We start from the raw sequence: 18881 nt of genomic DNA, 5'->3' as shown, positions 1-18881 counted from the left end.
CCGAAAAGAGGAGCATCCATGCGCCGTATCGTGGTCACCTGCATGGGGGCGCTCAGCCCGCTTGCGGCGGGCGTGCTGGCGACCTGGTCGCGCCTTCTTGCCGGTAAATCCGGCATCGGCGGATTCCCCGCTATCACCGAGGCGGGGCGCACGGTTGACCAGCGCGGTGTGCGGCGCCTTTCGCCGTTTACGGTGCCCTCGTTTCTGACCAGCCTTGCGGCTGGGCATGTCACGATCCGCTTCGGCTTCAAGGGCCCGATCGGCACCCCTGTGACCGCCTGCGCGGCGGGCGTCCAGGCGATCGGCGACGCCGCGCGCCTGATCCGCGCGGATGAAGCCGACGTCGCGATCTGCGGCGGCGCCGCGGGATGCATTCATGTCGTCAGTCTAGGGGGCTTTGCCGCGGCCCGATCCCTGTCGACCCGCTTCAACGATCTCCCCGAGAGTGCGTTACGGCCCTTCGACCAGGCGCGGGACGGTTTCGTGATGGGCGAAGGCGCGGGCATCGTCGTGATCGAAGCGTTGGATCATGCCCTCGCGCGAGGCGCGACGCCCCTCTGCGAACTCGTCGGCTACGGCACGACAGCCGACGCCCATCACAAACGTCGGGCCCGGAGGACGGAGACGGCGCGCGCCGGGCCATGCAACTAGCGATCGCCCGGGCCGGCATCGGCCCAAGCGACATCCAGCATCTGAACGCCCACGCGAACTCAACGCAGCTGGGTGATCGGGGTGAGATCGAAGCGATCAAGGCCGTCTTCGGTACTGGCGGCGGCATCGCGATCAGCGGCACCAATTCCGCGACCGGACACCTCCTCGGTGCGGCCGGCGGCTTGGAAGCGATTTTCACGATCCTTGCGCTTCGAGATCAGATCGCCCCGCCCACGCTCAACCTAAGCGATCCGGTTCCAGCAGTGCACCCGCTCGACCTTGTCGTTGGCTCCGGCCGCGGGATGACGATCGACTACGCTATCTTGAGCGGCTTCGGGTTCGGAGGTGTGAATGCCAGCATCGTGTTCCACCCATGGACGGAAGACGAGGGGTGAATCAGGTTCGATGAGCAAAATGATACCTTCGACCAGACCTCTCGAGGAGAGCCGTTGGTTTGTCACGCCACGCCCGTCGGTGGTGTTCGGAGAACGCCCAACCTGGGCTCACGGGCCATGTATGCCCGGACCGATGAAGCTGTTCACCATGCCCCTCGGCAGGATGGGAACGGTGACGATCCGATGCGGAGTACGGCCAGCGACTCCCCCCTGAAGACCGACAGGCCCGCAACGTCGCATCGGCGGTCCCGACCGCCGATGTCGGCCAAGCTCACTTCCTGCCTCCGTTGCGGCCATTCTCCTTTCGGCCACTCTCGGTCGTCGAGGTCCGATCAGGATGCGCCATAGAACTAAACCGCTCTCGCGGTAGGGCCGGCGAGGTCGTGAGAACGAGGTAACGGCCTCTCTGGGCCTGTCTGAAGATCGTGGGGTTCACCCGTCTGCGCATTTCGCGGATCGTGGGCAGTGATTTCACGCCATGGTGGTCAGCGATTTCACGCGATCATGGGCAGTGTGCGGCCTGACCGACGGCGGCTATGGAGTCAGGGGTTCCGGCTGGCGTCAAGGGATCGCTTGCCGGCGATCTTTCGCATGCTTTCTCCGGTCATGGCGATGCGGTGAGCGTTGTGGATGAGGCGGTCGAGGATGGCACCGCCGAGCGTCGGGTTGTCGCCGATCACCTCATGCCACTGCTCGACCGGCACTTGGCTGGTAACGAGGGTGGATTCGCGTCCGCTCCGGTCTTCGAGGATCTCCAGGAGTTCGATCCGCTGGTTGTGGTTGAGGACCGACAATCCCCAATCGTCGAGGATGAGCAGGTCGATGTGTGCGAGGCCTTTGAGCATGCGGGCGTGGCGCCCGTCGCCGCGGGCCAGCGCCAAGGCCTCGAACAGCCGCGGAACGCGGTGGTAGAGGACGGAGCGGCCGTCGCGGCAGGCCTTGTGCCCGAGCGCGCAGCCGAGCCAGCTCTTCCCGATCCCGGTCGGGCCGCAGATCAGCAAGTTCTGATGGCGGTCGATCCAGTCGCCGGCGACGAGCCGGGCCAGAAGCGCGCGATCGAGACCGCGCGGGGAACGGGATTTTCGGGGTGCGAAACAGTCGAACGAGACGCATCAATCGACGACCGATCCCGAGGCACGCCTATATCGCAAGAGCGACGGGCAACCGGCCAAGCTCTGCTATCTCGGCCCTGTGCTGATAGAGAACCGCAATGGTCTCATCGTCGATGCCGAACTCACCCAGGCCACAGGGTGGCGGAGCGCGCCGCCGCCGAGGCGATGATCGAGACCACCGCACCGGCTGGCGGCGTCACGCTCGGGGCCGACAAGGGCGGAGTGAACCAGGCTCCCGTCCCAGTGGAGCTGGGATGGGTGGTGAACGGAGGGTATGACACCAAGGCCCACGTGGCCAACCTGCGCCATCTGGGCGTCACGCCGCATGTGGCGCAAAACCAGAAGAACCGCCGCTCGGCCATCGACGGACGCACGACCCGCCATGCCGGCTACGCCATCAGCCAATGCATCCGCAAGCGGATCGAGGAGCCGTTCGGCTGGATGAAGGCAGCCGGGGGCTTCCGGCAAACAAAACACCGTGGACGCGAAAGAGTCGGGTGGATGTTCACCATGCGGGCCGCCGCCTACAACCTCATTCGACTCCCGAACCTCTTGGCCGCGACTTCAGGGTGAATGGCACGTCGAAAGGTGGTGTCCGCAGGCCGGAGCCCATCACGACGCACCTCAAACCCATGATCACAAGAGGCAATCAGCTATACTGACGCAAATTTCCGCAGCCTGCTAGTGCTGTAAGGCGATTGGAGGTTTCACGAGGGCATCAAGTCATGCGAGTCTGTCCGCACGGCTCAAACTCTCTCGCTTCTGCTCTCGGCTACGATCGCGCTGGGCTTCATGGGATCATCGAGGACCGCGGTCGGCCCGTGCAGCACGTCCAGCGGGCTCAGATCATCCTGCTCTCGGCTACCCGTCTGCCGGTGCTGGATCGTGGCCGAGGTTTTCAGCAGGGTCGTGTCACCGCAGAAGCGCGCCTGCTCGCATTCTGCTTCGGACTTACAGAGGTAACAAAGCGTGAAGCAGGGGTTTGATGGACCATTCTGTGGCCCGCGCTGCGATTTGCGACAGGCCAGCGATGTCTCCCCGACAGTCAGTCGGGTGAAGACCTCGATGAATTCCGGATTGCGAGGGAATGACCGTTAGGTCAAGGCGGTTTGCGGGAGGTCGGCAGCGCGGAAGGCGATCGACGGCGTCTGGTGGGGGGCCACTGTTTCGGAGAACAGCTCTCGCCAGACTTCGTTCAAGCGATGCGCTTCAGCCTTGATGATATCCAGAAACGCTTGCGCGGCAGGACTGAGAGTCTGGCGCAACGGCTCGATCAGAACAAGATCCAGGGTCGCGACCGGATCGACGATCAAGCTGACCGAGAACTGTCTGCCGTCAATATCGCCGTTCATCAGAAGGGCAGGAACGATCGTCACCCAATCGGAGGTCGCCACGAGATCGAGCGCCCCCATCATGGTGTCCATCTCGAGCATGCGATCGATTGGAACGGCATTGCTGCGGATGTATGTATCGAGGGTGCCACGACGGGTATTGACCCCGCTCGGGAGTACGACGCGCAACGGCGGTCCGTCTCGCAGGCGGACGCGGGAGAGGTGGGCCCCCCGGTTCGGATGAGCCACCAGGGTCTCCCAAGTCTGCAGGAACGGCTGCACCTTGAGACCTGGTCCGCCGACGAACGCGGGCACGATTGCGAAATCGAGGTCGCCGGTGATGACCTTCTCGGTCAGGATCCGGCTATACGCCTCGACCACGTGCACCACCACGTTGGGATGCTCTTCGACGACGCGCTTGATCGACGGCGCGAGTGTGGCGCGCGTCATGGTGGGCATCAGACCGACATGGACGTCGCCCGCGATGCCCGCGAAAGCCCGTACGGCACTTTTCCCGGCCGCGAGGCACCGCAGGACCTGGATGCACCGTTCGTAATAGGCATCGGCGGCCGGCGTCGGCGCGACCTGGCCCTTGCTGCGCGTGAACAGGCTGACCCCGTAGGCCTCTTCGAGCTTGCGAATATGCTGGGAGACGCCCGACTGTGTGGCATGTTCCCGCATCGCGGCCGCGGTGAACGAGCGTTCCTCGTAGGCCGCGACGAAGATGCGAATGTCTGTCAGGCTTTCGATGTCGTCTCCCCCCGCCGGCGGACTTGAGGCCACCGTTCGTGATACTGAAGCAGACTTGCGGGCTGTAGTGCAAGTCGATCGCCAAACGAGGCGCCGCCTCGCGTCATCAGGTCAATTGATCGCGGGCATTACAGCTTTTGATTGTACTCTGACCTCTCGCCGCGCCCTAGCTTCCCAACACGTCGAGCAGGAGGGCGGACCGGGTGAGCCAACAATCCATCGTGCGTAGCAACGGCGTCGACCTCGCGACGCGCCTCGACGGCGAGCCGGGTCGGCCCTGGATGGTGCTGTCCAACGGTCTCGCCAGCACCATGGCGTGCTGGGATCTGCAGATCCCGATGCTGACCCGTACGCATCGCGTGCTGCGCTACGACACCCGCGGCCATGGGGACAGCGCCGCGTTCGCGGGACCCACCAGCCTTGCCGAACTCGGGCGTGACGTGCTGGGACTGATGGATCACTTCGGCATCGCCAGAGCCGACGTGATCGGCCTGTCGATGGGCGGCATGACACTGCTGGGTCTCGCGATCGCGCATGGCGCGCGCCTGGGACGCGTCATCTGCTGCGACGCGCGGGCAGACGCGCCCCCGCCTTTCGTGGCGAACTGGGACACGCGGATCGCGGCGGTGCGGGACGGCGGCATGGCGGCCATCGTCGACATCACGATCGAACGTTGGTTCACGCCGGCCTTCGCGGCGCGGGAGCCGGCCGCGATCGAGGCGGCCGCCGCGATGATCCAGGCGACCGATCCCGATGGCTACATCGCCTGCGCGGGCGCGCTGAAGCAGCTCGACTACCGGCGCTCCCTCGGGGCCATCCGGGCCCCGACCCTGTTCGTATGCGGCGCCCAGGATCTGGCCGCAGCCCCGGCCGTGATGCGGGATATGGTGGGCGCGACGCCGGGCTCCGTCTATGCCGAGGTCGATCCCGGCGCCCATGTCTGCAACGTCGAGAATCCCGAGCGCTTCGATGCAGTCGTCGGCGCATGGCTGGCCACGACGGCAGACGCCGCCTGAACGCCGAGCTGGCAGATCACGCTGCGTGATCCCAAGCATCAGGAATGATCATTTTTGCGCCCTGCGCGGCATCGCTACAGATCGCTGCAGATTGAGGAGTTGGCGATGCATCTGGGTTTCTTCACGATGCCGATCCACCCCTTGGACAAAGACTGGCGTCTTTGCCTCAGGGAAGATCGCGAAGCATTCGTTCTGGCCGATGAACTCGGCTTCACCGAAGCTTACTGCGGGGAACACATCACCGATCAGGCGGAGAACATCACGTCCTGCGCGATGTTCCTGACCTGGATCGCACGCGACATCAAGCGCATGCGGCTCGGTACCGGCACCATCAACATGCCCAATAGCCATCCGGCCGCGATCGCGGGCCAGATCGCGATGTTGGATCACATGATGGATGGCCGGTTCAACTTCGGGATCAGCCCCGGCGGGCTGCTGTCGGACGCCGAAGTTTTCGGCAACCTCGACAAAGACCGCAACGCCATGCTGGTCGAGGGCATCGACACCGTCCTGAAGATCTGGTCCGGCGAGCCGCCCTACAACATCGAAGGCCGTTTCTGGACGATCACGACCGAGCGCACCATGATGCCGGAGATCGGCCAGGGCATCATGACCAAGCCGCTCCAGCAACCGCATCCGCCGATCGTGGTCACCGTGGTGGCGCCCCATTCGAAGGGCATCACCGAGGCCGCGGCGCGGGGATGGTTGCCGATCTCGGCCAACTTCCTGTTGCCGCAATGGGTCGCGACCCACTGGCCAAAATACGTCGAGGGCCGCGAGCGGGTCGGCGCGGTCGCCGATCCAATGGATTGGCGCGTCGCCAAAAGCGTCTTCGTGGCCGATGATATGAACACCGCGCGGGACTATGCGCTGGGGCCTCAGAGCCCCTACCGGTTCTATTACAATCAGTTACTGACCAAGATGAAGAAGAACGGTCGCGCCGTGCTGTTCAAATCCGATCCCGCGATGCCGGACGACGAGGTCACGATCGACTACGTCCTCGACAAGCTCGTCGTCTGGGGGACGCCCGACAAGGTATCGGACGATCTGGCGCGCTTCCAGCAGGAGGTCGGGCCCTTCGGAACGCTGCTCTATGCCGGCAAGGATTGGGTCGATCCGTCGCTCGCGCGCCGTTCGATGATCCTACTGGCCGAAAAGGTGACGTTCCAGGTCGGAGCGGTCGTGCGAAAGGCCGCCGAGTGATGCAGCGTTCGATCGAGGCGGCCGAAGGAGCAGCGATGCCGAGCGTGCAGCAGGGGAGCCCGAGGACGCTGGAAGCCCGTCAATTTCGGGATGTGCTCGGCTCCTTCACGACGGGCGTGGTCGTGGTGACCACGCTGGGCGAAGACGGCCGGCCGATTGGGTTGACCGTGAACTCGTTCAATTCAGTCTCGCTGGATCCGCCGTTGATCCTGTGGAGCCTCGCCCTGAAATCTCCGAGCTTGGCTGCCTTCCGGCAGCATGCGTATTTCGCGATCAATATCCTGGCTGAAGACCAGGAGCCGCTGTGTCGGCAATTCGCAACCCCTTCGTCCGATAAGTTCGCTAACATCCGGTTCGATCGCGGCGTGACGGGCGTGCCCGTACTGCATGCGACGGCCGCCTATCTCGAATGCCGCGCCTTCGCGCGCTATCCGGGAGGCGACCATGAGATCCACGTTGGCGAGGTGATGGCCGTGCATGATCACGGCGCGGCGCCGCTGGTGTTCCATCGCGGGTCGGTGCGCCGGCTGATCCAACATTGACGCAGTCGCTGTCGCGGGCGGTTCTTGCGACGCGTCCCGTGCTGATCATGGTGGCTCCGACGGGTGCCAGACGCATGCCGCGCGATCATGCGGCGTTGCCGATCACGCTCGACGCGATCGCCGAGACCGCGGCCGATTGTTTCGCGGCGGGGGCAGGCGCGATCCACGCGCATGTGCGTGATGCCGCCGGAGCGCATCTGCTCGACGTCGCGGCCTATCGCGCGCAGCTGGCGCGGATTGCAGTCGCGGCCCCGGACATCGTCGTGCAGGTCACGACGGAGGCCGTCGGACGCTACAGCCCGGCCGACCAGGCGGCGCTGCTGACCGAGCTGCGTCCGCGCTTCGTTTCCGTGGCGATCCGCGAGTTCTTCGCCGACGCAGAGGCGCCGGCGGCCGCGGCGCTGCTCGCGGCGCAGGCCAGTGGGGTCGCGTGCCAATACATTGTCTACGACGACCGGGACCTCGTCTGGTTCAGTGACCTCGTGGCGCGCGGACTCCTGCCAGGGACCCGGCACCGCATCATTGTGGTGATGGGGCGCTACACCGAGGGTCAGAACAGCGACATCGCAGAGTTCGCCGCGCGACTGGCCACGATGGACCGGTTGGGCCTGACCGACACCACCGTCTGGACCGTCTGCGCTTTCGGCCAGGGCGAGACGGCGGTGCTCGAAGCCGCGATGGCAGCGGGCGGCCATATGCGGGTGGGGTTCGAGAACTCGCTTCTGCACGCCGATGGGCGCGTGGCGGCCGACAACCGGGAGCGTGTCGCAGCCATCGCGACCTTGGCACGCGGGATGGGGCGGCCGCTGGCCTTTGGCGCGCAGGCGGCCGCGATTCTCGGTGGATCGTCGGTCGCCTGATCGGCCGTTAGCGGGAAGGCAGCCCGGCGAGGCCTTCGAGCACCGCGCAGACCGCAGCTGTATCCTGCATGTCCCGCCCTTGCGCCGCGCCGGCGTGGTAGATCTGGGCCGCGGCGGAGAACAGCGGCGTCGGGCTGTTCAACTCCTGCACGAAGTCGCCGATGATGGCGAGATCCTTGAGGTGGGTGCGGATCGTGAAAGTCGGCGTGTCGTAGGACGCGTCGCGCATCAGCGGGCCGCGCACCTGAAACATCCGGGACGTACCCGCGCTATCGGCCAGCGTGTCGTAGATCAGGCTCGGATCCAGGCCCGCCTTGAGTCCCAGCACCATGGCTTCGGCGGTGGAGACGTTGTGGATCGTCACCAGAAGATTGGCGAGATACTTCATGACGCTGCCGTTGCCGAACGCACCGAGGTAGCGCTGCACCCGGGACATGCCCTCGAACACCGGGCGACAGCGCTCGAACGCGGCTTGATCGCCGCTGCCGAACACTACGAGATCCTTGACGACCGCCTGGGCACCAGTGCCGCTCAGAGGGCAGTCCAGCAGCGTCTGGCCCGCAGCCGCCATCACCTCGAACGCGGCGCGCTTGTCGGCGAGCGGAAGCGTCGAGCACTCGATGGCCACCAGTCCTTCGGTCGCCGCCGCCGCAAGACCGGTATCGCCCTCGACCGCGGCCGCGAGCGCTTGAGACGAGGGCAGCGACAGGATCACGATGGAGCATGCTTCGGCCACTGCGCGGGCCGAACCAACCCCGCTCGCCCCGATCCCGGCCAATCGCGCGATCGCGGCCGGTACGGGATCATAACCCACGACCTCGAAGCCAGCCTGCCGCAGATTGGCCGCCATGGCGAAGCCCATGACGCCGACGCCGACCATGCCCACTGCCTGACCCATGACGTTCTCCTGGCCCACCCCCGCCGCGCGGCGGAGCGAGACCTTAGTGCGATTCGGACGCGGTGCGTGTGCGAGAATAGAGTGCCGTCGCGGTGAGGATCAGCAGCCCCGGCAACCAATATTGCCACGCCGAACTCAGGCCCAGGAAGCCGGTGGTGGCCGTGATCTCCTGCACCAACAGGACGCCGGCCAGAGCGCCCAAAAACGAGCCACGGCCGCCGAAGATGCTGGCGCCGCCCAGCACCACCGCCGAGATACTCTGCAGCGTGTAGGTCTGGCCGACCGTCGGATCGCCAACGCCGACCTGCGCGGCGAGCAGGAGCCCACCGACCGCCGCGAAACACGAGCACGCCACATAGGCCAGGATGCCCGTGCGGACAGGGCGGGCGCCAAGCCGATAGGCCGCCACCTCGCTCGAGCCGACCGCCCGTAGCTCCATACCGAACCGGGTGCGGCGCAGCATGATTTCGAGAGCGACAACCACGAGGGCGGCCGCGATGAAGGCCGCCGGCAGGAAGCCGAACCGGGTCGTCAGCGTCTGCGTGATCTCGCGTCGAAAAAAGCCGTCCGGCGTCGAGCGAAGCGACAAGGAGGCGCCTTGCAGCGCGATGAACATTGCCAGCGTGGTGATCAGCGGCGACAGCTTCACGACGCGGATCAGGACCCCATTGACGAGCCCTATCAAGGCCGCGACCGCGAGTGCGACTCCAAGGCCAAGCACGAAGGTGGCCGGCCCATGATCGCCGTCGGCAAAAAAGGACAGGACCACCACGATCAGCCCGGTCAGGGGCCCGACCGACAGATCGATGCCGCCGGTGAGCAACACGAAAAGCTGCCCGACGCTGACGAACGTGAGAGCGCTCGCGAGCAGCAGCGTCCCGCTCAGGCTGCGGTCGCTGAGGAATTTCGGGTTGACCCCCGCCGTGTAGAGGCCGAGCAGCACGATCAGCGCTGCCAGGATGAGGGTCGGGGCGATGTCGCCGGAGGTGAACCGACGGAACCAGGATGCACCGGCCGCCGCGGTCGGGGCGTCGCGCTGGGTCGCTGAGCCGATCGCCGCGCCCGTGATGTTCTCTTCCGTCAGGTCGTCGCCCGTCAGCGTCCTCACCACCTTGCCGCGCGAGAACACCAGGACGCGATCGCACAGCCCTTGCAGTTCCACGGCATCGGAGGACAGCACCACGACGCCCGCGCCGGCTCTGGCGACGTCGCGCACCACCTTGTAGAGCTCCACGCGCGCGCCCGCATCGACGCCGCGGGTCGGCTCGTCGGCAAGGAACACGGCCGGGTTGGCCGCCATGGAGCGCGCGAACAGCACCTTTTGCTGATTGCCGCCCGAGAGATGTCCGATGTTTGCTTCCGGCGAAGGCGCCTTGATCGCAAGCTTTTCACCATAGCTCGTCGCCAGCGCCAGTTCCTTGTCGCGTGCCACGAGGCCGTAGCGCGTCAGCGTGCCGAGCACGAGCAACGTCAGATTCTCGCGGATCGTGAGCGGCAGCAGCAGCCCTTCGGCATGCCGGTCGCCAGGCAGGAAGATCAGGCCGCCGTTCTGCGCCGCGATGGGGTCGGAGGTCGCGACCGGCCGATCGCGCACCGTGAGCCTACCTGTAATGGGTGTCAGCCCGGCTAACGCCCGGATGAAGTCGCGTTGCCCGTTGCCCTCGACCCCGGCCAACCCGACGACCTCGCCAGGGCGGACCTCGAGGTCGACGCTCTGGAGCCGGTCGTTTCGCACGTCTCGGGCGACCAGCACGGGCGGGGCGCCGAGCTTGGCGGTATCCTTATGCGGAAAGGCGCGGTCGACGGAGCGGCCGATGATCAGCGCCAGGATCTCCTCTTCCGACACGCCCGAGGCCGGGAAGGTGCCGCGGAAACGCCCGTCGCGCAAAATGCTGATGCGCTCCGCGATGCGGCGCACCTCGGGCAGGCGGTGCGAAATATAGACGACCGCGGTGCCCTGCTCCGTGATGCGCCCGATCTGGGCGAACAGACGCTCGGTCTCGATGGCGGTCAGGGCTTCGGTCGGCTCATCGAGCACCAGCACCTTTGGCCGCAGCGCCAGCGCTTTCGCGATCTCCACGAGCTGGCGTTCGGCCACGCTGAGATCGCTGACGCGCGTCCGGCGGTCGAAGGTGGCCCCTACGGCGGCGAGCTGCGCATTGATCCACGCCACCTCGCCCCCAGCGCCAGCGCGGCGCGCGGCGGGCACGCAAAACAGCAGGTTCTCGGCGACCGTGAGATCCTCGATCACCGAGGTGTGCTGGTACACGACCGCGATGCCGAGCGCCTGGGCCAGCGCCGGCGAGGCTTCGCTCAGCAGCTCTCCGCCGATCTCGATCTGGCCCGAGTCGGGCGCAAGCGCGCCGGCCGCAACCGCCATCAGCGTGGACTTTCCAGCCCCGTTTTCGCCCAGAAGGGCATGGACCTCGCCCGCTACCACCTCCAGGCTGACGCCCCCGAGCGCAACGACGCCCGGGAAGGTCTTGACCACGTCGGTCAGGCGCAGAACGGGGCGCGGCAGGGTGCTCATGCGGACCAGCTCCCGTGGCTCACTCGGCCTTGCCATACTGGGCAAGGTCGCTCGCGCTCAGGCCCGACGACGTGAAGGCATCGGGCCCTTGCGCGGGATCGCAGACCGGCGCGCGGCCACCGAGCGAATCCTCGTAGATGCCAAGGTCAAAGCGGTTGGGCTCGTCGTTAGAGAGCCCTTCGGCTGCCGCGATGGCCTTGCGGGCCGCGACGCGCCCGATCCAGTTGCGGCCCGAGATGGTACCGATCTGGAAGCCCGCGTTGACACCTTTGAGCTTCAGATATTCGCAAGCCAACCCGTTCGCTTCCAACGAAGCGAGGGGCACGAGCGGCTTGTTGGCGCTTTGGTAGGCGCGCACCACGCCCAGCGCCGCGAAGCCATCGCTGTCGTTGATCACGGCGTCGATCTTCGGGTATTTGCCCAGCAGCGCGGTGATGTTCTGCTGGATCAGCGACGCGTCCCAATTGGTCACCGGCCAGTCCTTGTCACCCGTCAGCAGCGTGATCTTGGGGTATTTCTTGAACGCCTCGACGATGCCGGCCAGCGCGTGCGCGCTCACCGGGTTGCCGGCCGGGCCACCGAGGAACACCACATTGCCGTCGCCCTTGATGGCCTTGGCGACCCACTCGGCCCAGGCGACGCCCGCCGCGTGCTCGTTCCAATCGAGATAATCGACATAGTCGCTGCCTTTCTGACCGCCGGGATCGGCGCCCCACGGCACGGTCTTGACCCCAGCCTCGGTGGCGGAGCGGAGCGAGGGCAGTTGCGACTTGCCCCAATCAGGAATGATCGCGAGCGCGTCGATGCCCTCCGACACCATGCCGTTGACGTCCGCGATCGACTTTTGCAGGTCGCCTTGGCCGATGCGCGCCACCTGTTTGACGTTGGGGCATTTGGCGGCTTCCGAGCGGACCGCCGCCATTGAGGCGCGAGACCACCCGTTGATGCCGAACCCATCATGCACGCCGAGCGTAATCGGCTTGGTGCCGCAGAACGAGGTGTCGGTCGTCTTGCCGGCGTTGGCGATGATCGCCTGGGCATCCTCGGCGGCGAGCCCCGGCGTGAGGTTGGCTGCCAGCACCATACCGGCGGCCGCGCCCATCATGAGGCGTTTCGACTTGGAGGAGATCATGTGTGTTTCCTTCCCTGGTTCGGCCTTTGCGGCCGTTATAGTGTGGTGGTTCGATGCGGCGGCCGCTCCGGTGCTTGCGCTAGCCCCCTGGACGAAGCGCGCGTTGGCCGGCGACGCGCGCCCGCAGCCCTCCCGCGCCGATCCGCCATGGCACAGCCCGCAATGCCATGCCAAGCAGGATGATGGCGGCCTGGATAATGAACTGCGCCGAGGTGGGGGCGCCCATGCCGATGATGACCTGTTGGAGCTGCACCAGGAAGATCGCGCCGATCGCGGTAGCGGCGACGCTGCCCGCGCCGCCCGTCAGCGACGTTCCACCCAGCACCACCACCGTGATGGTCGGCAGCAGGTAAGTCTGGCCAACCAATAGACTCGGTACCCCGAGGTAGCCTGCCAGCAGGACACCGGCCAGCGCGTAGGCGACCCCGGCAACCCCATACGTTATGATCTTGGTGCTTGTGACCGGAAGGGCGGCGGCGCGGGCGGCGCGGGCCGACACCCCGACGGCGACGAACCGGCGGCCCATCACGGTCGCGCGCACCACGACCTCGGCGAGCGTCACCACGACGAGCGCGAACCAGGCGAGGTTGGGGACGCCGATCGTGCGCCCGACCGCGAAGGTGCCGAGCCCCGATGGGACGGCCTCGGTCGAGGTGCCCTTGGTGAGGTAGAGGACCGTGCCGTAAAGCAGCGCGTTGACCGCGAGCGTCGCGACGAGTGGCGTGACCCGGAACCGGGTGATCGCGACGCCGCAGAGCAGACCGGACAGAAGGCCGCTCGCCAGGGCGGCCGCGATCCAAAGTGCCAGAACGGCATTGTCACCGGCAGGAAATTTGGTGACAAGCACGGCCGCAAGCGAGATCACGCCCGGCACGCTCAAATCGAGTCCGCCTTGCTGGATCACCAGCGTCTGCCCGAGCGCGGCGAGCGCCAGGATCGACGCGAAGCACAGCACGGTCAGGAGCGAACTGGGCGCGACGCTGCCGGGGGCCACGACGAGACTGATCGCGTAGAGCAGGAGGGTGGCCGGCACGATCATCAGGAATTGCGGCGGAACCGCCCGGCGCCATCCGCCGACCCCGCGCAACGCCGCGGCCTGACCGTTGCCCGACATCATCATTCTCGCGTGAGGAAGGAGCCGGCCGTCGGCGCGGGACCGCGCCGCGGCGCCCCTGCCGCAACGGCCTCGGCCCGCATCGCGCCGCTCAGCCGCGGCGAACAGCAGCCGCACCCGGCGCTGTGACGTCGCGACGGTGCGGCGGCCCCGGCGGGCGCCCGCGCGGCCCCTCCCCCGATCCGGGCCGCAGCCATCGCGCGCGGCGCGAGATCGCCGCAGTGCGGACAGGCGAAGGGCTCCGAGTAAGCCGCCATGGGGCGGCTCTCGTCAAAGCTGCCGCAAGCGGCGCACTCGTAGGTGTAGCGCGGCATCGTCGAGCGCTCCCCGGCCCTAATCTATGTCCGACACGTCGGCGTCCGTGCCGCCCACGTAGGGTTTCGGCAGCCAATTACCGTCCCGCGCGACCCCGGCCCGTTCGAACAGGCCTTCGACCGTCGATTCCATGCGACGGCGCAGGGCCTTGATGTCGACGTCCACGAGCTTGCCATGCCGCTTGACGGCACGGCCGCGCACGAACACCGAGTCGATGTTGCCGATATGGGCATCCGACACCACGGCCCCGACCGGGTTGTTGACCGGGAACATGTTCAGCGCATTGGTGTCGAGGATGATGAGATCGGCGTCCTTGCCGGGCGTCAGCGAACCGGTCCTGTGATCGAGATTGGCGGTCTTGGCGCCTTGCAGGGTCGCGAAATCCAGCATGTCGCGCGCCGTCAGCGGGACGGGGTCGAGCAGTTTGCGGTCCCGCAGCGCCTCGGCGTTGACCACACCGCGGCTCGCCGCCATCAGCACGCGAATCTGGGTGAACATATCACCGCCGACTGAGGTGCAGACGTCGATCGAGATGCTCGGGCGCAGACCGTACTTCAGGCAGCCTAGCGTCGCGGGGTTGCCGTGCCCCATGTTGAGTTCCACCTCGGCCGACAACGAGGCGCTGCCGCCCGACTCGGCCATCAGCTTGAACTCGTGGTCGCTAAGCGTGCAGCAATGCACGTAGGTGGTGCGTGGCCCCAAGAGGCCCTTGGCGTTGAGCTGGTCGATCGGGTGATCGAGTCCCCAAAGGCCATCCCCGGCGTGGAGCGTAATCGGCAGGTCAAGCGCGCGGGCCCGACGGAAGTCGATCTCGGTCTGCTCCATCGTGGCGAATTGCGGACCGCGCGCCGCGAACGCCATGGTGACCAGCCCATCGTCGGACGAGAAGTGCTGTTTGCGCACCCGGGCCACATCGGCGAAGTCGGTCGGCAGGTTGCTGATGGGAAACCATTCGCGATTGGCATTGCCGTAACCGAACACGGCGCGCAACCCAGCGTCGCGCAAGCCTTTGATGGCCATATCGGCGTGGTCGGGCGAATTGTTGTTGTGAGACCAGTCCACCATCGTGGTGATGCCGGCATCGAGGGCTTCGAGAGAGCCGATGTAATTTGCCACATACATATCATCGGGTGTGTAGAGCTCGCCCATCACGCCGCGAACACCACCGAAATACTGTGCGAGACTCCAATCCGTCGCAGTATTGCGAAGCAGACATTGCCAGGTATGGCGATGCGTATCGACGAAGCCTGGCATAACGATCGAGTCGCGACCGTCGATCTCGAGCGCATCGACCGGGCCGAGATTGGGCTGGACCGCGACGATCTTGGTGCCCTCGATCAACACGTCGCAATCGAGATGTTCACCTATCGTCGAATCCATCGACAGCACGATAGCATTTCGGATGATGGTCCGATCCATTTCGCGTTCCCCTTTTGACAACTTTTGCAAGCAATCCTCAAGATAGGAAGTATTGGATCCCTATCGTTGGTTGCTACTCTTGTTTTTTGTTGCGTTTATTGTGGCATAAACGTTAGCCTTGGAACGCTAACACATGATCCAACCCGGTCAAATCAGGAGGCGTAATGACCTCCATGCGCTGGGGTGATGGCTCGTGATGGAGTTGCGGCGCAGTTCGGTGGACTGGTTCAAGACAAAAAACGGGAGAAACGCCATGAGAAAGCTTGAAGGTCGCGTTGCATTCATCGCCGGAGGCTCGCAAGGCATCGGCGAACAGACAGCCCTGCTTTTCGCACGGGAAGGCGCCAGCGTCGCGGTGCTGGCGAGTACCGATCTCGGCAAGGCGGAGCGCGTGGCGCAAGCCATTCGCGACGCGGGGGGATCGGCCTCGGCCTACGCGGCCGACGTCCGCAAGGCCGATGCCGTGAAGGTCGCGGTCGCGGCCGCCGTGGCGGCACACGGACCGATCGACATCCTCGTCAACTCGGCCGGCGTCTTCCCGCCCACGCCCTCGGGAAGCACCGAGCCGGACGCCTTCGAGCGCGTCATGGACATCAACGTGAAAGGCACCTGGAACACGATCGAGGCCATCGCGCCGGAAATGCGTGCCCGGAAAACCGGCTGGATCGTCGACATCTCGTCGGTGCTGGGGACCATGGCGCTGGCCAATTACGCCGCCTACTGCGCCAGCAAGGCCGCGGTGAACATGCTGACGCGCTCGCTCGCGATCGAATTCGGCCGAGATGGTGTCCACGTCAACGCCATCGCGCCGGGCAACACCGCCACACCCATGAACGAAAACCTGCGCACCGAAGAGCAGTACCGCGGCTTTCTCGACATGATGACCGCCCGCACGCCGAGCGGCCGGACCTATTCGCAACCCGAGGAGATCGCCCGCATGGCGCTCTACCTCGCGTGCGAGGACAGCAAGCCCGTCCACGGCGCCATCATGGTGATGGACGAGGGGTTTTCACTCGGCGTCTAGTCATCGGCCCGGCAGTCAGTGCCTCCTCCCGCCCGGGAGAAGGCGCTGCTCGGTTTGATATCAGGCACGGCCCCACAGGCGTTTGGTCGCGATGGCGGCGCCGTCCGACAGCGTCTTCAGCTTCGCCCAGACGATATCCTCGGCGATGAATTCGTAGCTCGCGAACGTGCCGAAGCCGCAATCGGTGCCGCCGATCACCCGCTCCTTGTCGCCCACCGCCGCGACCGCCGCACACAGGCGGTTCGCCACCACCTCGGGATGCTCGAGATAGTTGGTTGTCACATCGATAACGCCGGGAATCAGGATCATCTCCTTGGGTAGCGGGAGGGTCCGGAACGTCTCGATCTCGTGCTCGTGGCGGGGATTGCCGACCGGGATCGACAACGCGCCCACCTTCGCCTTGTAGAGCAGCGGCAGCAGGTCGGCCATATCGACGTCGTCCTGATGCGGCCCGTTCCAGTTGCCCCAGCAGACGTGCAGGCGAACCCGATCGCGCGGAATATTCGCGACCGCGACGTTGATCGCTTCGATATGCAACGCGACACGGTCGAGGAAGACGTTGAGGGGCTGATCGCCGAACATGATCACCCGCTCCATCGCAAGATCGGGCGCATCGAGCTGCAGCACGTAGCCCTGGCTGACGATGTATTCGTATTCCTGCTTCAGCTCGCGGGCGATCGCCATCACATAGTCTGCGTCAGTCTTGTATTCGGGATTGTCGGGCGACAGCAGCATGGTGGTCGACACGATGCCTGGGGAGGCCGCCGACATGAAGGTCTCGACGAACTTCGTGCCCGTGCGCTTTAGGGAGTCCTGGAACGCGACCGACTCTTCCTTGGCCTCGGTCAGGGTCGGGTCGTAGTGCAGTTTGCCGACGGCTTGCGGCGCGTTCCACACCTTCGCGAGATCGTCTGCCACGCCGATCTGGCGCTTCATGAAATCCGCGAAGCCGGGAAACTTGACCGCGTCCAGCGTCGGTTTGCGAACCGACTCGCCACCAAAACCGGACATCCGCTCGGTCGTGTAGGTCGAGAATCCGACGCGCGGCGTCTCGCCATCGTTGCCGACCGTGATGCCGTTCTCGGCCTGCCGCTTCACGTTCTCGTCGAGATTGTGCTCGATTTCGGTCCGTAGCGCTTCCGCGTCGAATGGCTTGCGCTGTTCCCGCTTGACCAGCAGCGACGACAGCGCTTTCGAGCGGGGGAGGCTGCCCGTGTGAGTGGTCAGAATGCCGTCAGTGCTGGTTTTCATCAGTCGTCCTCCCGGGGGTCGATCGCTGCTTTCAGCGGTGTCTTGCTGATCGCGTACGAAAGGCCTGCGGCGCTGTAAAGGCCGAAGATCAAGCGCCGCAAGCCGTTTTGAAGCGCTCGAACGAGCGCTGGAGTTCGTCGCCCGCAAAACCTCTGCCGATCACGACGATGGTGCCGTCGCCGGTCGCGGGCGGCCCCGGCAGGATGGCGGCCGCATGTACGGCGCCCTGCACGGCCTGCACCAGCAATCGGCCCGCCGGGGTGCCGATCACGCCCTTCACGCGGGCGATGTCCGGCCTTCGCGCATGCAGGAGCGCTGACAGCCACAGGCTGAACATCGACCAGTCCGTGCCATTGAGCGTGACCTCCGCCGCCCGTAGCGGCGCACCTTCCTGGTCGGCCATACAGTCGGGCATCTGTGCCGCCAGGGCGCCGTCGTCCGGCGGCAGCGCGGTCTCGGCGCCCAAGACGGCGCCGAACCGTGACGCCATCGGGTTGAGCCAATCGAGACAGGCCGTCAATCGCTGTGTCGTTGCCACGTCCACCGCGTCGAGTTTGGTGAGGATCAGGCAGTCGGCGCTGGCGACCTGGCGGCGGGCCAAAGCCTCGCGGCGCAGCACGTCGAGCCCGTGACGCGCATCGACCAGGACCACGACCTCGCCGATCTCGATCGCGCCCGCCAGGGACGGATCGTCCTGGATCGCCTGGACGATCGCTTGCGGATCGGCGAGCCCGCTTGTCTCGATGACGATTCGCTCGACTGCGCTCCCCGGTTCGCCGCAGACCTGCCGCATCAGCGCGAGCAACTCGGTCTTGCGCGCGCAGCACGCGCAGCCTCCCGCCACCACCTCAAGGCGTCCTGCCCCGCTGAGGAGCAGATCGTCGATGGGCGTGGCGGCGGCTTCGTTGACCACCACGCAGGCACCGTCGAATACGCCGGAGCTGAGGTGATGCCGCAGCCAGGTCGACTTGCCGGCCCCGAGGAAGCCGCCCAGCACGGTCAGCCGCGCTCGGCTTCGCCTCACTGGCCTGCGCCGTCCGACCGCTGCGGCGCACTCAGAAGCGGGTCGATTGTGCGGCCCGTCAGCAGCTGGACGACCGGCCAGACATCGTCGATCGTGGTGGCGCGCGCCGCGCGCCCCGATGGCGTCGTCACGAGAAACCCCGCGCGTGGGGCCACGCGTCGGATCGACAGGGATTCGTTGGCCAGCAGCCGCCGCAACAGGTCCAGCATGCGGTCCGGTCCGAGCCCCCCGGCGACGGCCCCGGCATCGCTCCAATGGCCGTCCGCGGTGGGGAAGCTACAAGCCAGGCACATCGCGGTCTCTTTTCGGTCTAG

General features: G+C 66.0%; 15 protein-coding genes and 3 pseudogenes. 7 read left to right on the top strand and 11 right to left on the bottom strand.

The features are described from left to right. Positions 1 to 18: 18 nt before the first annotated feature. Positions 19 to 1046, top strand: a pseudogene (locus M8523_RS24705) (beta-ketoacyl-ACP synthase II). Positions 1047 to 1588: 542 nt separating this feature from the next. Here the strand turns inward: M8523_RS24705 and M8523_RS24700 are convergent. Further along, positions 1589 to 2143 (bottom strand): annotated as a pseudogene (locus M8523_RS24700) (ATP-binding protein); the annotation flags it as partial. Between M8523_RS24700 and M8523_RS24695 the strand changes: the two are divergent. Continuing rightward, positions 2124 to 2731 (top strand): annotated as a pseudogene (locus M8523_RS24695) (transposase); the annotation flags it as partial. The pseudogenes M8523_RS24700 and M8523_RS24695 sit on opposite strands and share 20 nt — an antisense overlap. 521 nt (positions 2732 to 3252) lie before the next feature. Here M8523_RS24695 and M8523_RS24690 read toward each other — a convergent pair. Then, positions 3253 to 4272, bottom strand: coding sequence for a LysR family transcriptional regulator (locus tag M8523_RS24690; RefSeq protein ID WP_282587570.1), 1020 nt, complete (start codon positions 4270 to 4272; stop codon positions 3253 to 3255). Between the two features lie 170 nt (positions 4273 to 4442). Between M8523_RS24690 and M8523_RS24685 the strand changes: the two genes are divergently transcribed. From M8523_RS24685 to M8523_RS24670, 4 genes are all read left to right on the top strand, one after another. Beyond that, complete coding sequence (locus M8523_RS24685; protein ID WP_282587569.1) at positions 4443 to 5255, top strand: alpha/beta fold hydrolase; 813 nt, start codon at positions 4443 to 4445, stop codon at positions 5253 to 5255. A 105-nt stretch (positions 5256 to 5360) separates the two neighbouring features. Continuing rightward, positions 5361 to 6458 carry an LLM class flavin-dependent oxidoreductase gene (locus M8523_RS24680; protein ID WP_282587568.1) on the top strand — a complete coding sequence of 366 codons (1098 nt, stop codon included), beginning with the start codon at positions 5361 to 5363 and terminating at the stop codon, positions 6456 to 6458. Next, complete coding sequence (locus tag M8523_RS24675; protein WP_282587567.1) at positions 6458 to 7000, top strand: flavin reductase family protein; 543 nt, start codon at positions 6458 to 6460, stop codon at positions 6998 to 7000. The genes M8523_RS24680 and M8523_RS24675 overlap by 1 nt, the downstream gene beginning before the upstream one ends. Further along, on the top strand, positions 6997 to 7860 hold the full coding sequence (locus M8523_RS24670; RefSeq protein WP_282587566.1) for a beta-keto acid cleavage family enzyme: 864 nt from the start codon (positions 6997 to 6999) through the stop codon (positions 7858 to 7860). The genes M8523_RS24675 and M8523_RS24670 overlap by 4 nt, the downstream gene beginning before the upstream one ends. 7 nt (positions 7861 to 7867) lie before the next feature. On the opposite strand, the gene M8523_RS24665 is transcribed toward M8523_RS24670, so the two are convergent. From M8523_RS24665 to M8523_RS24640, 6 genes are all read right to left on the bottom strand, one after another. Further along, complete coding sequence (locus M8523_RS24665) at positions 7868 to 8776, bottom strand: NAD(P)-dependent oxidoreductase (protein WP_282587565.1); 909 nt, start codon at positions 8774 to 8776, stop codon at positions 7868 to 7870. Between the two features lie 25 nt (positions 8777 to 8801). Beyond that, complete coding sequence (locus tag M8523_RS24660) at positions 8802 to 11288, bottom strand: ATP-binding cassette domain-containing protein (RefSeq protein WP_282587564.1); 2487 nt, start codon at positions 11286 to 11288, stop codon at positions 8802 to 8804. A 19-nt stretch (positions 11289 to 11307) separates the two neighbouring features. After that, positions 11308 to 12420, bottom strand: a complete 1113-nt coding sequence (locus M8523_RS24655) for a substrate-binding domain-containing protein (RefSeq protein WP_282587563.1) — start codon at positions 12418 to 12420, stop codon at positions 11308 to 11310. 79 nt (positions 12421 to 12499) lie between these two features. Continuing rightward, positions 12500 to 13534 (bottom strand): ABC transporter permease, encoded by a 1035-nt coding sequence (locus M8523_RS24650; RefSeq protein WP_282587562.1) that lies wholly within the window; start codon positions 13532 to 13534, stop codon positions 12500 to 12502. A gap of 2 nt (positions 13535 to 13536) precedes the next feature. Further along, complete coding sequence (locus M8523_RS24645) at positions 13537 to 13848, bottom strand: FmdB family zinc ribbon protein (RefSeq protein WP_282587561.1); 312 nt, start codon at positions 13846 to 13848, stop codon at positions 13537 to 13539. 19 nt (positions 13849 to 13867) lie between these two features. Further along, the gene (locus M8523_RS24640) at positions 13868 to 15268 is read right to left on the bottom strand and encodes an amidohydrolase family protein (RefSeq protein ID WP_282587560.1); all 1401 of its coding nucleotides are present in this window, start codon (positions 15266 to 15268) and stop codon (positions 13868 to 13870) included. 253 nt (positions 15269 to 15521) lie between these two features. Here M8523_RS24640 and M8523_RS24635 point away from each other — a divergent pair, with 253 nt between their 5' ends. After that, a complete protein-coding gene (locus M8523_RS24635) occupies positions 15522 to 16292 on the top strand; it encodes an SDR family NAD(P)-dependent oxidoreductase (RefSeq protein WP_282587559.1) in 771 nt (256 codons plus the stop codon). A gap of 60 nt (positions 16293 to 16352) precedes the next feature. Here the strand turns inward: M8523_RS24635 and M8523_RS24630 are convergent, their stop codons facing one another. The 3 genes from M8523_RS24630 to M8523_RS24620 form a co-directional block, all read right to left on the bottom strand. Further along, complete coding sequence (locus M8523_RS24630; RefSeq protein ID WP_282587558.1) at positions 16353 to 17543, bottom strand: uroporphyrinogen decarboxylase/cobalamine-independent methonine synthase family protein; 1191 nt, start codon at positions 17541 to 17543, stop codon at positions 16353 to 16355. Between the two features lie 88 nt (positions 17544 to 17631). Continuing rightward, a complete protein-coding gene (locus M8523_RS24625; protein WP_282587557.1) occupies positions 17632 to 18567 on the bottom strand; it encodes a CobW family GTP-binding protein in 936 nt (311 codons plus the stop codon). Beyond that, positions 18564 to 18860, bottom strand: coding sequence for a hypothetical protein (locus tag M8523_RS24620; protein WP_282587556.1), 297 nt, complete (start codon positions 18858 to 18860; stop codon positions 18564 to 18566). Before M8523_RS24620 ends, M8523_RS24625 begins: the two co-directional genes overlap by 4 nt. Positions 18861 to 18881 lie beyond the last annotated feature (21 nt).

This window comes from Lichenifustis flavocetrariae, assembly GCF_026130545.1.
In the GTDB taxonomy this organism is placed as follows: Bacteria; Pseudomonadota; Alphaproteobacteria; order Rhizobiales; family Beijerinckiaceae; genus Lichenihabitans; species Lichenihabitans flavocetrariae.
This window is presented reverse-complemented; position numbering and strand designations above follow the sequence as displayed.